The sequence below is a fragment of the Pseudocolwellia sp. AS88 genome, assembly GCF_030551755.1.
Taxonomy (GTDB): Bacteria; Pseudomonadota; Gammaproteobacteria; order Enterobacterales; family Alteromonadaceae; genus Pseudocolwellia.
In genome coordinates, this window is the sequence record NZ_JAUPEC010000031.1 from 1 (window position 1) to 15,534 (window position 15,534).

12 protein-coding genes are annotated in these 15,534 nt (G+C 36.5%); 8 read left to right on the forward strand and 4 right to left on the reverse strand.

Going from position 1 to position 15,534, the window contains the following annotated elements:
* The first annotated feature begins 175 nt into the window (after window positions 1-175).
* The gene (locus Q5N69_RS16700; RefSeq protein ID WP_304370223.1) at window positions 176-574 is read left to right on the forward strand and encodes a hypothetical protein; all 399 of its coding nucleotides are present in this window, start codon (window positions 176-178) and stop codon (window positions 572-574) included.
* Window positions 575-1,048: 474 nt separating this feature from the next.
* On the opposite strand, the gene Q5N69_RS16705 is transcribed toward Q5N69_RS16700, so the two are convergent.
* From Q5N69_RS16705 to Q5N69_RS16715, 3 genes are all read right to left on the reverse strand, one after another.
* A complete protein-coding gene (locus tag Q5N69_RS16705; RefSeq protein WP_304370224.1) occupies window positions 1,049-1,918 on the reverse strand; it encodes an alpha/beta hydrolase in 870 nt (289 codons plus the stop codon).
* Between the two features lie 48 nt (window positions 1,919-1,966).
* Complete coding sequence (locus tag Q5N69_RS16710) at window positions 1,967-2,569, reverse strand: hypothetical protein (protein WP_304370225.1); 603 nt, start codon at window positions 2,567-2,569, stop codon at window positions 1,967-1,969.
* 111 nt (window positions 2,570-2,680) lie between these two features.
* Window positions 2,681-3,577 (reverse strand): LysR family transcriptional regulator, encoded by an 897-nt coding sequence (locus tag Q5N69_RS16715; RefSeq protein ID WP_304370226.1) that lies wholly within the window; start codon window positions 3,575-3,577, stop codon window positions 2,681-2,683.
* Between the two features lie 219 nt (window positions 3,578-3,796).
* Here Q5N69_RS16715 and Q5N69_RS16720 point away from each other — a divergent pair, with 219 nt between their 5' ends.
* From Q5N69_RS16720 to speB, 5 genes are all read left to right on the forward strand, one after another.
* Window positions 3,797-5,020 (forward strand): multidrug effflux MFS transporter, encoded by a 1,224-nt coding sequence (locus tag Q5N69_RS16720; protein ID WP_304370227.1) that lies wholly within the window; start codon window positions 3,797-3,799, stop codon window positions 5,018-5,020.
* A gap of 545 nt (window positions 5,021-5,565) precedes the next feature.
* Window positions 5,566-7,530 carry a biosynthetic arginine decarboxylase gene (gene speA, locus Q5N69_RS16725; protein WP_304370228.1) on the forward strand — a complete coding sequence of 655 codons (1,965 nt, stop codon included), beginning with the start codon at window positions 5,566-5,568 and terminating at the stop codon, window positions 7,528-7,530.
* Window positions 7,527-8,738 (forward strand): saccharopine dehydrogenase family protein, encoded by a 1,212-nt coding sequence (locus Q5N69_RS16730; protein ID WP_304370229.1) that lies wholly within the window; start codon window positions 7,527-7,529, stop codon window positions 8,736-8,738. The genes speA and Q5N69_RS16730 overlap by 4 nt, the downstream gene beginning before the upstream one ends.
* A gap of 41 nt (window positions 8,739-8,779) precedes the next feature.
* Complete coding sequence (gene nspC / locus Q5N69_RS16735; protein ID WP_304370230.1) at window positions 8,780-9,970, forward strand: carboxynorspermidine decarboxylase; 1,191 nt, start codon at window positions 8,780-8,782, stop codon at window positions 9,968-9,970.
* A 65-nt stretch (window positions 9,971-10,035) separates the two neighbouring features.
* Window positions 10,036-10,911 carry an agmatinase gene (speB, locus tag Q5N69_RS16740; RefSeq protein WP_304370231.1) on the forward strand — a complete coding sequence of 292 codons (876 nt, stop codon included), beginning with the start codon at window positions 10,036-10,038 and terminating at the stop codon, window positions 10,909-10,911.
* Window positions 10,912-11,136: 225 nt separating this feature from the next.
* Here the strand turns inward: speB and Q5N69_RS16745 are convergent, their stop codons facing one another.
* Window positions 11,137-11,526, reverse strand: a complete 390-nt coding sequence (locus Q5N69_RS16745) for a MerR family transcriptional regulator (protein ID WP_304370232.1) — start codon at window positions 11,524-11,526, stop codon at window positions 11,137-11,139.
* Between the two features lie 75 nt (window positions 11,527-11,601).
* Here Q5N69_RS16745 and Q5N69_RS16750 point away from each other — a divergent pair, with 75 nt between their 5' ends.
* Both Q5N69_RS16750 and hflX read left to right on the forward strand, forming a co-directional pair.
* Entirely contained in the window at window positions 11,602-13,722 is a 2,121-nt protein-coding gene (locus Q5N69_RS16750) for a TonB-dependent siderophore receptor (protein ID WP_304370233.1), read from the forward strand.
* A 429-nt stretch (window positions 13,723-14,151) separates the two neighbouring features.
* On the forward strand, window positions 14,152-15,504 hold the full coding sequence (gene hflX, locus Q5N69_RS16755; RefSeq protein ID WP_304370234.1) for a GTPase HflX: 1,353 nt from the start codon (window positions 14,152-14,154) through the stop codon (window positions 15,502-15,504).
* Window positions 15,505-15,534 lie beyond the last annotated feature (30 nt).

Here is a 15,534-nt window from a genome sequence, read left to right on the forward strand (position 1 = left end):
GTAAGCAACAGAAGCATATTCCACCTATTAATGAGTGAGGTAAACTGATTAATTAATGGAACGGAGCAACTATAAGGGTATTTAAACGGAACTAAAACAGTGGGTTACGTTTCGCTTCGCTACACATTATAACCCACTATTTTAGTCCGCTTAATGCGGCGTTATGTGACTAAATATGAATCCAGACTATCAATCGTACACTGAAGCAGAATTGCTCGATGTTTATGAAAACATAGATAAAGAAGCATGGCCTGAACGATATAACGAAGTAAAAAAGCATTTACAAAAGTTTTCTGATGAAGCTAAAGAAAATGCAAAAAATGGCACTGATAAAAATGAAGCTTCTGAAGAGTCTTGGTGGCGTAAAATTGATTTTAATAAGCCTCAAGAAAAAGTAATTACAATAGCCTTAACTCTTTGGACTTTTTATATATCATTTACTGGTAAAATCTCAGCTAAAAATAGCGAAATTACATTTGATGAATCTCCAAAGATGTATTTGTTTTTTATAGCTTTTACGGGGATAATTTTATTTTGGCGTATATACCGGCATGTAACGTCACATAACAAGTGACTATGCCTTAAAACCTTAATAATCAATCCATTTTAGCAACGAAATAAAGACTATTTTTCATCAGTTAACTTAGTGTCACAATAACTCTTGTTAATGTCTGATTTAGGCCAAAGCAGACGAGTATTCATTATCTAATTTGTATGGTTCCGTTCTCAATTTTTATGTGTTTTAGCATTTATTCTATATCAGATTTTATTGCCTCTACTTTTAACGCCTCATGAATTAATACGGAAGGGCCGCTATGATATTTTTTGAAGTACTGGAAGCCGTTAAGTTATTTAAAATAGGAAGCTCTTAAAATAGAGGATCTTTAAAGTATGGTGAAGCTACTTCAAACTCTTCATCTGTTAGGTAATGTGAATATTGAGCACTTGCTGTACTTAGTGATAAAAATAACAATCTAACAATTAGAGGTAAGTTTATTGTTAGTAATACTTAGTGCTTTAATAAGGTTAGGGGGATAATAATTAAGTATTATTTAAAAGCGTATTTCTTGAAAAATTCCATCGAAGCACTAAAAACTTCAGATGCTTTTTTGGGACGTGTTGAGCTTAGACTGTGTTTTCCGCCTTCAACTTCTATATATTCAAATGTGTGATCAAGTTTCTTTAATTCAAGTACAAAGTCTCGTGTCATTTCTACGGGGACAACTTCATCAGCACTTCCATGAGCTAGAAAGAATGGAGGATCGTTTTTATCTAAATAAGTTACTGGCGATATTGCCGATAAGGCTTTATTCTTATCAGGCTCGTTAAGGCTAATAAAACGTTTAACTAATCTGAAATTTTGATATTCGGGGTTGGTGAAATCAGCAAGACTGCCTGAGTAGGAAATAACAGCTGTTACCGTTGAGTCAAAATCAGTATACATACCATGTTTGGAAAAACCATCAGCATTACCTGTAACACCTACCATAGTTGCTAAATAAGCACCTGCAGAAACACCTAAAATAACAATACGGTCAGGATTCAGGTTTAATTCTTTAGAGTGAGCTTTTAAAAAACGTATTGCGGATTCAATATCTTCAATAGCCGCAGGAAAACGATGTTCAGGTGCAAAGCGGTACATAACACTCGCAGCTATAACTCCACGTTTAGCCATTTTAGTGAGTTGTTTATTAAATTTATTTTTATCACCTTTAGTTAAACCACCACCATGAATATATACAAGTGCTGGTTGAGGCATTTGGGTGCTTTTTTCTGGTAGGGCGATATTTATAGTTAATGAGAGTCCATCTACTTCACCAACTAGGATGTCTTTTTGTAGCCCTGTAGTAAACTTTTGGAAGCTTTGCGCAATAGCTATTGGCGTTATGAGCATTAATAAGATTATAAGTAAGCGCATAAACCCTCATAAAACATAATCATCATTAAATCGAATATTAAGTCTTGTTTATTCTTCGTTTTCTAATGCTTCACTTTTAGGTGCTGCGTTTTCTAATGCTTCACTTTCAGGTGCTGCGTTTTTTAATGCTTCACTTTCAGTTGCTGCGTTTTCTAATGCTTCTCTTTCTAATTTTTTATTTTTTAGTTGGTCAATCAATTCTAACCAGAGGCTTTTATCGTCGGTAATTTGTAGCATAGTGGTTTCATTATAAATAATACCTAATGCTGTGTTTGTTGTTTCTTTATTACTTGTAAATTGAATATCCCAAAGAGAGGTGGAGTAGTTATCTTCATGAAAAGATCTTAATCTTTTACTGCCATCGCCGCCTGCAAATATCTCTCCTTTGAAAGATTCATCACAAAAATTTGAACATAAACTTCGATCTTTTACATGTAGAGAGGAGACGGGGGTTTTATCTACAGATTTGATATATTTAGGATATTCTTTGAATTCGGCATTAAGAATGTAGTCGGAAGGTATGTTTAACTGCGTGTTATTGAATTGAATACAGGTATCAATACTGCAAACTTCTTCAGCTTGTAAGGTATTGTACATACCAGAAAGTAATGCAGATCCGATAATTAGGCTCATTTTCGTGGTAATATTCATATTGCTTCCTTGCCATTCATTAGGAAAGTTCGAACATGACTTTCATAAGCTCATAGCGAATTCTTTTACATTTAAACCAATATAACGAACAACACCTTAATACTCAATCTCTTACTTTTGTGGATTTTTATCAAGAAAGTATTCGGCTAGGGTATCGATGAATTTTCTTTTGGCGTTACTTAAGTGCTTTCTGCTTGGATATACAATAGATATGGGAACAGGTTCAGGTGTATATTCGGTTAAAATTGGTACTAATTTCCCGCTGGCTATTTGCTCTTTTACAATAAAAAGAGGGATGTAAGAAATACCCAAACCTGCAGTTGAAAAACCTTGCTGCATTGCATCGTTATTCGCTTCTATACTACCTTTCACTTTTATTTGAATTTTATTTTTACCTTCAACAAATTTCCAACGATAGGGAGTTCTCATTATGGTGTTAATAATACAATTATGTTGGCTTAGATCTTTGGGGTGAAGTGGTGCACCATGTTCTTTTATATAATTTGGACTCGCGACTACAACAAAAGGAAAGCTGTATATCTGTCGTGAAATCATGCTTGAATCTTCTAAACCTCCAACCCTTAAGGCTAAGTCGTAGCCTTCTTCAACTAGGTTTACATCTCGGTTCACTAAGTTAAGGGTTAACGAAACCCCTGGGTATTTTAGTGAAAACTCATTGATTGGTTCTAAAAGAATATGTTCCCCTAAAGCTGGAGAAGCAGTGAAGTTGATATGATCTTTTATGACTTTTTCGTCGCTAGTTAAGCTAACTAATTCACCGACATTTTGGGTGATAACTTCCATTTTTTGAAGGTAACGTCTGCCATCAGTAGTTAAGCTGATTGAGCGTGTAGTTCTGTTAAGTAAACGTATGTTGAGGTGTTTTTCTAATTCGTTTATTTGCCTACTTACAGCTGAAGGTACTAGATTTAAATGATTAGCTGCTTTACTAAAGCTTTTGTATTTACATACCACTTGGAATACTTCGATAGATTTGAGTAAATTCATTGTTCTTTAAATGTGATAAGTGAATTCATTTTTATAGTATTTATCATTTAATGTGAATTGTCTATCATGCTTATCTTTTTCGCTATATTTCCAATTTTTATTTAGCTTCGTTCTCTTTTTATGAATTTCTTATCGTATGATGAGCTGTTTATTTAAAAATGAGTGATCTTAGATAAAATCAAAATTTTTCATGTTGTACTATTAAATACCGAGGTTTAATTGCTTAATCAATACCAAAAACAAACACTTCCATTTAAAGAATTTATTGGCCTAATGGCTATGATGATGTCGTTAGTGGCATTGTCTATAGATTCTATATTACCTGCGCTTGAATCTATTGGCACTTCGATGGGAAATACCAACAGCAACGACAATCAGTTGATGATTGCGTTTTTCATGGTGGGCTTAGCTTGTGGCCAACTGGTGTTTGGTCCTTGGTCTGATTCTGTGGGTAGACGTAAAGCTATGCTTGTTGGTTTGTCTATCTTCTTTACTGGAAGTGTACTGGCAATTTATTCCACTGACTATAACACCATTTTGTTCAGCCGTTTTTTACAAGGTATAGGTGTGTCGGCTCCAAGAGTTTTATCAATGACAATTATTAGAGACCTTTTTCAAGGTCGACCTATGGCCAAGGTGATGTCTTTTGTGTCGATGATTTTTGTATTTGTTCCTATGCTTGCGCCTATGATGGGGCAGGCGGTATTAACCCTGTTTAACTGGCGCGCTATTTTTATATTTATTGGTTTATTTGGACTTGTTTTATTGAGTTGGTATTTGATAAGACAAGCTGAAACACTTGATCCTAACGATAGAACTGACTTTACTTGGCAAAGAGTAAAGCAAGGTTTAAATGCAGTGTTCAAAAACCCTGTTGTTATCGGCTATACATTGGCGTCGGGCTTTATATTTGGCCCTTTTTTATTCTTTTTAAGTTCATCGCCTCAGCTATTTCAAGTGCAGTACGAACTCGCTGAAAACTTTCCTTATTACTTTGCCGGTATTTCGTCAGTATTAGGCGGTGCGGCTTTATTTAATGGTAAAAAAGTGATGAAACACGGTATGCGTAAAATGGCATCTCGCGCATTAATGGTATTAGCGTCTGCATCATGTTTATTTGCCTGTATCACTTTCTACTTTAATGGCTTGCCTCCGCTCTGGTTACTTACCGTTTATATGGTTATTTTATTTGTTTGTATTGGGCTTACTAGCGGAAATTTAACCTCATTGTCTATGCAACCATTAGGTAAAATGGCAGGTATTGGTGCTGCGATAATAGGTTTTCTTTCCACTTTTATATCTGTAATCATCGCCGTTGTTATTGGTCGTTTTTATAACGAAACCACTTATCCGTTAACTTTAGGATTTATGGTTGCGGCTATTTTGTCTTTATTATTATTTAAATGGATTGCTGCAAAAGAGCTAAAAACAAGCGAAGTATAAATAACCTGAATCCACTTTGATTTTCTTTTTGAGATGACTTAACGAGTGAATAATTACACTCGTTAAGCCGTTTTTATTCATTCTGATTTTCCTTTAATTTTACCTATCTACCACCCCTTATTTTTAATTAAGATCCTCTCGGTTAAGCATCTAATTTTTCACTTTTTTACTTCGCCATTTTTATATTCAATTTAACTTAAGTTTTTCTTTTAAAATTGTCTTATGTTAGCCATGATGCTGTAGGATAATTAAACAATAAATTGAGCAATATATTTATAATTATTATTTTATGGCTGATTTTATGATTTTTTAACGAAATCACAATATTTATTTATATCTGAAAAATTGGTTTTAAATTCTATAAATCAATGGGTTATGGTTTGTTTTTTTAGGCGTAAAAATAATTTTTTAAATAGGGATAAAATTTTCTTGCTAAATCTGATTTTAGCACTAAAATTCACCAACTTTTTTTGGAGTATGCAACTTTTGTAATCTATTTTTTAGGATATATACAAAGGTAATTTTGATAATTGTGAGACATAAAATTGACGACTTCTAACCAATCATCTTGTGAACAAACTACAGACAAAGAAAACACTTCTTGGTCTGTAGCAGACAGCGCAAACTACTACGGCGTTAAAAACTGGTGTTCAGGATATTTCGATATTTCTGACAAAGGTAATGCTGTTGTTAATGTACAAAATGATGCAGGTAAAAAAGTAAGCGTAGAGCTTATTGATATTATTGCGGGTATGAAAGATAGAGGCCTTGAAATGCCAAGCATTTTAAGGATTGATAACTTATTAGATGATCGTATTGAATCATTAAATACAGCATTTGCTCGCGCAATTAAAGAATACAATTATCAGAACCATTATCGTGGCGTATTCCCTATTAAGGTGAATCAGCAATGCCATGTAATTGAAGAGATTGCCAACTTTGGTCAAGACTTTAATCATGGTTTTGAAGCCGGTAGTAAAGCTGAATTATTGATTGCTTTGTCTAAACAAAAAGACAATAACAGCCTTATTATTTGTAATGGCTACAAAGATTCAGAATTTATTGAGTTAGGTTTATACGCAAAAGAGATGGGCATACCTTGCTTTTTTGTTTTAGAAACGCCGACTGAATTACCGACTATTTTAGAACGTAGTGCGGCGCTAGGTATTGAGCCTTTGTTAGGTGTGCGTATTAAACCTAGCGTTGTTGTGGATGGGCATTGGAATGAAGACAGCGGTGATCGCTCTATTTTTGGTTTATCTACAGCTTCATTAGTTGAAGTATTAAACCAATTAAAAGAAGCTAACATGATCCACTGTTTGCAGTTATTACATTGTCATTTAGGATCGCAAATTCCTAATATTCGTAATATCCGTAGTGGTGTGCTTGAAGCTTGTCGTTTTTACACAGGCTTGATCAATGAAGGTGCCCCAATGGGTTACTTAGATTTAGGCGGCGGTTTAGCGGTAGATTATGAAGGTGCGCGTACTAATAACACTCATAGTAAAAACTACCAGTTAGATGAATATTGCTTAAACATAGTAGAAACTATTTGCGAATGTTTAGACCCACTTGATGTAAGTCATCCCGTAATTGTAACTGAGTCGGGCAGAGCAACTGTTTCATATTCATCTATGCTGTTATTTAACGTGCTTGATGTTCGTGATCATAGACCATCACCATTACCTCAAGAACTACCTGAAAGTCGTCACGAGTTAGTACATAACTTGTGGGCGGTAAATAAAGCGGTAACGGCTGATAACTTTCAAGAATGTTACAACGATGCTATGTACTATCGTGACGAAATTAGAGAATTATTTCGCCGTGGACAAGCAAACTTAAGTGATCGTGCTTTGGCTGACAATTTAACCTTATCGGTACTTGATAAAGTTGCGACTATTATCAAAAGTCTTGATCGTTGTCCGCCAGAATTAGAAAACTTACCTGAGCTTTTAGCTGACGTTTATTACGGCAACTTTAGCTTATTTCAGTCACTACCTGATATTTGGGCGATTGATCAAGTTTTCCCTATTATGCCGATTCATCGTTTAGATGAAGAGCCTAATAGACAAGCTATTATTGCTGATATTACCTGTGATTGTGACGGTAAAATTGACAATTTTGTAACCAATGAAGGTATTAAACCAACATTAAGGTTACATCCTTTAAAAGAAAACGAAGAATACTATTTAGGTGTTTTTCTTGTTGGTGCTTACCAAGAAACATTAGGTGATTTACATAACCTATTTGGTGATACTAACGTGGTTAGCGTACACATTAATGACGATGGTACGTATGATTTTATTAGAGAATTTCACGGTGACAGTATCGCCGATGTGTTGTCTTATGTTGAATACAACACAGATTTTCTAACTGAACAATTTAGAACACGTTCAGAAAAAGCGGTACGCAGCGGTAAAATTACTGCATTAAAACGTACAGAAATGATGAAGGCTTTTAAAGCGAGTCTTAATGGTTACACCTATTTTGAGAAAGAGGAACACTCATGACTAAAGTTGTGATAATTGGCGCCGGTGGTGTTGGTAATGTAGTTGCACAAAAATGTGCTCAACAAAAAAACGTATTTACTGAAATTGTATTAGCAAGTAGAACAGAAGCTAAATGTAAAGCTATTGCTGATAGCGTTAAAGAAAAAACGGGTGTAACTATTAGTACCGCCCAAGTTGATGCTGATAACGTTCCTGAGCTAGTTGCTCTTCTTAAAAAAGAACAACCGTTTATGGTAATTAACGTAGCTTTACCGTATCAAGATTTAACTATAATGGACGCTTGTTTAGAAGCTGGCGTACATTACATGGATACAGCAAACTACGAGCCGTTAGACACAGCTAAGTTTGAATATAAGTGGCAGTGGGCTTACCAAGACAAATTTAAAAAGGCAGGTTTAACTGCGCTTTTAGGTAGTGGTTTTGATCCAGGTGCAACCAATATGTTTACTGCTTATGTAGCTAAACATTACTTTGACGAAATTCATTACCTAGACATTATTGATGTTAATGGTGGCGATCATGGTTACCCATTTGCTACGAACTTTAATCCAGAGATTAACATTCGTGAAGTTACGGCTGAATGTCGTCACTTTGAAGATGGTGAGTTTGTAACGACACCAGCAATGAGCAAAAAAGCTAAATTTACTTGCCCTGATGGCGTAGGTGATTTTGATATTTACCGTATGTATCACGAAGAATTAGAGTCGTTATCGGTTCATTTCCCAACGTTGAAACGTGCACAGTTCTGGATGAGTTTTTCAGACAACTACCTAAAACACCTAGAAGTATTAGGTAATGTAGGCATGACAGGTATCGAGCCAATTGAATATGAGGGTCAGCAAATTGTACCTATTCAATTATTAGCTAAATTATTACCTGATCCGTCTAGCTTAGGTCCAAGAACAAAAGGTAAAACCTGTATTGGTACTGTTGTTCGCGGCATAAAAGACGGCAAAGAAAAAATCGTTTACTGTTACCAAATTTGTGACCATGAAGCGTGTTATAAAGAAGTGGCTTCTCAAGCTATTTCATACACCACAGGTGTTCCAGCAATGATTGGCGCAAAAATGATGGTAGAGAAAAACTGGTTAGAACCGGGCGTATTCAACATTGAGCAATTCGATCCAGACTTGTTTATGGCAGATATGAACGAATGTGGCTTACCTTGGAAAGTAATTGAACTTGATCAATTCGACCTTGATAAGTAATAACAATTAACAAACTTTATAAGTGCTAAGAAAATAATACGATGCAATTTACAGATTTTACACAGCTTGATTTAGCTCGCTTACCGTCACCATGTTTTGTGGTAGATGAAATTGCTATTGAACGTAATTTAAAAATATTAAATAACGTACAACAGCAAAGTGGGGCGAAAGTACTTCACGCGTTAAAAGCTTTTTCTATGTGGTCGTTGGCACCCTTAACAAACAAGTACCTTAGTGGTACTTGTTCAAGTGGTTTACACGAAGCCAAATTAGCAAAAGAATTTTACACGGGTGAAATACATGTGTACTCAGCCGCTTTTTGCGAAGCGGATGTACGCGAGCTAGTAACGTTTGCGCATCATATTGTTTTTAACAGCCCAAGCCAGTTACTACGTTTTGAAGAGATATGCCGCGAAGCATTAGCAAAACGTAGCGACTTATCTTTTGGTTTGCGTGTTAATCCACAGCATTCTGAAGGCGATGTTGAACTTTACGACCCATGTGCAAAAGGTTCTCGTTTAGGCACTCCAGCGTCAGAGTTAGAAAAGTATCTTGCTCAGGCTGATTTTCAGCGTGCGTTTACTTTGATATCAGGTTTGCATTTTCATACTTTATGCGAACAAGGCTTTTTACCGTTACAACGTACTTTAGCCAGTGTTGAAGCGCAGTTTTCACATTTATTTGGGCAACTGAAATGGATCAACTTTGGTGGTGGTCATCATATTACTGCTCCAGGTTACGACACTGATGGTTTAGTTAATTGTATCGCACAGTTTATGAGTAAATACTCGCTACAGGTTTATATCGAACCGGGCGAAGCTGTTGCTATTGGTAGTGGCATATTAAGTTGCGAAGTCCTTGATGTTATTCATAACGACTTTCCGCAACTGATTTTAGACACTTCAGCAACTTGTCATATGCCAGATACCTTAGAAATGCCGTATCGAGCAGATATTACAAGTGCTGGTGAAGCTAACGAAAAAGCCTATACCTATCGTTTAGGTGGCTTAACGTGTTTAGCTGGCGATGTAATTAACGACTACAGTTTTGATGCTGAAGTCGTAGTAGGGCAACGCTTAGTTTTTGAAGATATGGCTCATTACACTATGGTAAAAACCAGTACGTTTAATGGCACTAAGTTACCATCAATCGCTATTTGGAATTCAGAAACAGGTGCGTTAAAGGTTGTTAAATCTTTTGCTTATGAAGACTTTAAACAACGTTTATCTTAAGGCTATAAACCTAACACCCGTTAACAACGTATGATTTTAAGATCATCCATTAATTAGATAATACTATGACAAATAAATACCCTATTTTTCTTGCTTCAGAAATAGAACAAGCGCCTATTGAACAATCAGCGTTTTCGGTTTTACCTGTGCCTTATGAAAAAACAGTTTCTTACAGTGGCGGCACGGCAAAAGGACCATTAACTATATTAGAAGCGTCTGAACAGCTTGAAACTTGGGATGGAAAATCTAATCCATCTGCTTTAGGTATTCATACTTGCGACGTGGTTGATTGTACTGTTGAACCTGATCAAGTCATTGAAAATATAGCGAATGCAGTAACCAAAATACTTAAAGCTGGCAGTATGCCTGTTGTTTTAGGTGGCGAGCACACAGTAACTTATGGTGTTATTAAAGGTTATTTAGATGCAGGTATTACAGACTTTGGTGTTGTTCAAATAGATGCACATGCTGACTTACGAGACGCTTACGAAGGCGACAAACTAAGCCATGCCTCAGTAATGAAGCGTTTGGTTGATTTAGACATTCCGTTATATCAATTAGGGATTCGTGCTTTTTGTGAAGAAGAAATCGCAACACGCGAAAAACATGGTGTTTACTTTCAAGATGCAGACGAGTTAGTACCTAACAATATTCAAAGTATTACGTTACCTGAAAGCTTCCCTAAAAATGTATTTTTTACGGTTGATATTGATGGTATCGATCCTTCGGTATTTCCATCAACAGGTACGCCTGTACCAGGTGGTTTATCTTGGTATCAAACTCTTAATTTATTTGAGTCGGTAGCTAAGCAACGTAATATTATTGGCTTTGATATTATGGAATATGCACCTATTGAAGGTTTTCATGCTTATGACTTTTCGGCAGCATTATTAACCTACAAGTTGATGGGCATAGTTGAAAGAAATAACTTAAAAACTTAACTTGAAAACTTAACTTGAAAATCAATTAATCAAAATGAAATTTAGCTCCCTGACTTTAACTTAGGCAAATAGCTTTATTCATTATTGATAACCTAGTGGTAAACAATTCATGTCACTAGCGACAACTAGCCAAGATTAAAAGGAACTGTTTAATAACCGTTCCTTTTTATTTTATGAGCACTTAAAAGTTGTTATCCCAAATGTTATTTAAAGCTTAGTTTAGAGCTAGTCTGATTTTAACTGATGTAAAATACCACAATCTTCAACTTGATGATTTTTACACGAAGAGGCTAGGGAAGACAAAGACTGTTCAAGTAAAGCAAGTTCTCTCTGGCTTTGTTGAATGCGAGCTAACTGATCAGCAATAATTTTATCTACTGAAGAGCACGATCCTTTTGGATCTTGTTGTACCTCAATAAGTAGCTTTATATCACTAATGGCAATGTTTAATTCTCGGCAACGTCTAATGAAAATTAACGTATCAACATTTTCTTTTTGGTAATGCCTATAGCCATTGTCTTCTCTGCGTGCAGGAGTTAACAAACCTATATTTTCATAATAGCGAACCGTCTTTGCAGATACCTGAGCTTTACTTGCTAATTCACCTATTTTCACCTTGACCTTCCAGTAGCTGTAACCTTTAAAATGGAGCTTATCATTTATTCAAATATCTTGTAAGAAATGCCTTCTATGTTTAATTTCAAATCTCCAGCAATGTTTATTTTTACCTTTAGTATTATTCCATTTAGTTATGCCAATGAACTTAACTTTGAGAATGCTAGTGCCGATAAGTCGTCAAATAGTGCTTATCAAACGCAAGAAAATACTCAAAAGAAACAGCATCAAGAAACTGATCAGCATCATGATGAACATGAAGCTGATGAGCATCATGAAGATGGCGATGAACATGAGGATGAACATTCACATGAACACGAAGAAAAAACAGAAAGAATTATTGTCCAAGCTACCCGTTCAGGACGAGTTGCTAACGATCAACCTATACGTGTAGAGCTGATTAACCGAGAAGAAATTGAAGAAAAAGCTGCTATGCGACCAGGTAATATTTCTATGCTTGTAGCTGAAACTGGCGGAGTGCGTATGCAAACCACATCACCAGCTTTGGGCAGTGCAAATATTCGCTTGCAAGGTTTGTATGGTCGCTACACACAATTGCTAGCAGACGGTTTACCTCTTTACGGTAACCAAGCCTCATCTATCGGTTTAATGCAAATACCACCTACAGATTTAGGACGTGTTGAAATCATTAAAGGTTCAGCTTCATCTCTTTACGGAGGTTCAGCACTTGGTGGAGTAATAAATCTTGTATCGAGAACACCCGATGATGAGCTAAACGGTGAGGTGCTAATTAATGCAACCACACGCAACGGACAAGATATTACATCGTATATTGAAACGCCACTGACTGATTCTCTTAAAGGATCATTAACGGCTGGCGCTCATTACCAAAAAGAACAAGACATTGATAATGATGGCTGGATAGATCTCGCTGATTATGAAAGGTATACCGCTCGACCTCGACTTTTTTGGGAGGGCGAAGAAGGTGAAACCCTTTATGCAACGCTCGGTTTTATGACTGAACAACGTGTTGGCGGAAATACACAAAATGGTACAGTCGCCGATGGGTCTTTCTTTAAGCAATCGCAAGAATCACAACGTATCGATAGTGGTCTTGTATTTAATATGCCAGTGTTAGACAGCCTAACTTTAAATGCACGAGCCTCAGCTATGGTACAAGATCATACTCATGGTTACGGTGTTGTTATTGAAGAAGACCAACACGAAAGCTACCTTCTGGAAACGAGTATTGCAGGTTATGGCGAAAAAAGTGACTGGGTAGCTGGTATCGCTTATCAATCAGAAATCTACGCTTCTGAAACCTTCTCACAATTTGATTATTCTTATGAAGTTCCTGGAATATTTGCGCAATTAGATTACGAGCTTACTGACGAAGTAACCACTTCTTACAGTGCACGTGTTGATGAACATAGTGAATACGGAACACAATTTAGTCCAAGAGTATCGCTACTTTATCGTCCATCAAATTTAACGATCAGAGGTTCTTACGGACAAGGTTTTTTTGCCACCACTCCTTTTGTAGAAGAAATTGAATCAGTTGGTCTATCAAGACTTGAGACACTTGAAAACTTGCAAGAAGAACAAGCAGAAACCGCTTCTCTCGATTTTACTTATATTTTTGAAAATATTGAAACTAGCCTAACTTTGTTTGGTTCGAATGTTGATAACGTGACACGAGTTGAAGCTTTTTCTTCTAACAACGATGCGACTTTTGACCGAATTAAATTAGTGAATACCGAAGGCGAAACTAAGATTCGTGGCTCGGAAGTTTTACTACGTTACCGCTGGCAAGATGTAAAACTTACGGCAAGCTACTTGTACTTAGATGCAACGGAAGAATCACCAACAGGAAATAGTAGAAGACAGATCGCATTAACACCCAAACACTCAGCTGGCTTTGTTGCCATGTGGGAACAACACGGTAATTTCAGAGCCGGTTTTGAAGCGTATTATACGGGCACACAACGAGTTAATGATAACCCTTACATTAATGAATCGAACCCATATTGGCACTTAGGATTAATGGGCGAGATGACCTTTGGTAGATTCAGTTGGTTTATTAATTTGGAAAACTTATTAGACGTACAACAAACTGACGAACATCCTTTACTATTGCCTGCTAGGGCATCAAGTGGACAATGGACAACAGATATTTGGTCTCGCAACGACGGATTTATAGCTAACGCTGGCGTTAGAATTAAGTTTGGTGGTTAAGTTTAGTGACCAAGATAAGTTAATATTTAACCTGAACTCGGTTTAAGGTGTTTTTAATTCATTGAAATGATGACTAATAAAATTTAACTTGTACTCTAGCTTGATAGCTTTTCTTTCTTCAAGGCAAATTTCGCGTCAATAGCTAGCCTATTGCAAGTAAATTTAACGATGAAGCAAGTAAAAGTAGCTGTTAGAGAAGAATATATTAAGCCGAGTTCAGGTTATTTAATGTCAGCTTCTGAATAAAGCTGACATTAATTTTATACAAATCATCATAAAACCCGCCTAATTGAACCTAAAAGCCCATTAAACACCTTAATATCTGCATTAGTCTGCTATTGCCCTATAAAGCCAAGCTATAACAGCGTAGGATCAAGCTAATTCAGATATAACCTAGGTTTGCACATCAAGTGCATTAACACCATAAATATGCAACTAACGGCAAAACCATCATTGACCAACGCTTTACTTATTTCTATATGCACACCTGACTTTAAAGGTGAAGAGGCGGCCGAGTCACTTAAAGAGCTTGCACGCTTAGTCACAACTTTAGGTTTTAAAGTTGTAGGCTCACAATCTCAGAAGCAAAGTTCGACTAAAAAAGTAAATGTACTCGGTGAAGGAAAGCTGGCTGAAATAGCTCATTTAACAGGTAACAAAGGTTTAGTTGAAGAGGCAGAAATTGATGAAGAATTACCAGAAGAAATAGCTGAGCAAGCAGGATCTTTTGATATTCAGTCAGAAAACTTACCGTTTGCTTGTGCAGATGTTGTTGTATTTGATTGTGATTTAAGTCCATCTCAACTGCGCAATGTAGAGAATCAATTAGGTGTAGAAGTATTTGATCGTACCGGCATTATTATTGAAATATTTAGCCGTCATGCCCGTACGAAAACTGCAAAGTTACAAGTGGAAATTGCTCGGCTTAATTATGTCGCACCGCGCCTTCGTGAGACATCGTCTGGCGATAGAGATCGTCAAATGGGTAAAGGTGCAGGCGAAACGAACCTAGAGCTAAACCGTCGAGCTGTTCGTGATCAACTTGCAAACCTTAAGCGCGAATTAGTTAGCGTTCAACATGAAATGAAAGGCCGACGTACACAACGTTCTGAGCTTTTTTGTGTTGCCTTAGTGGGTTATACCAATGCCGGTAAATCATCTATGATGCGAGCTATTACAGGCAGTGATGTTGAAGGTGAAAACAAATTGTTTGCGACACTCGATACCACAGTTCGCGCCTTATATCCTGCTACTCAACCAAGAATACTGGTGTCAGATACCGTAGGTTTTATTAAAAAGTTACCGCATGATTTGGTTGCTTCATTTCATTCAACCTTGGCAGAAGCTAAAGATGCTTCATTGTTGTTATATGTTGTAGATGCCTCTGATCCTTCTTTTCGTGCGCAACTCGATGTGGTACATCAAGTACTGGGAGAAGTGGGTGTTGAAGATAGTAAAAAGTTATTGGTACTGAATAAGTCCGATCAACTTGATCCAGAGCAACAACAAGCACTGATGCAAGAGTTTCCTGATGCAATGATGACATCAACCCGTAATCCGCTGGATGTAAGTAAATTACATCAATATATTATTTCTGTTGCGCAAGATGAGATGATTGAAGACGAGATCATTGTTCCTTATACCGCTAAAGGCATAATAGGTGAAATTCGATCGAGCATGAGTGTCACTAAAGAAGATTACGAAGCGACTCATATTAAGCTTACTGTTCGTTCAAACGCGATTGATTTAGCAAGACTAAAAAAGAAGATGTTGAGTTTATAACTAACCTGAACTCTGGATAAGCAGTTATGC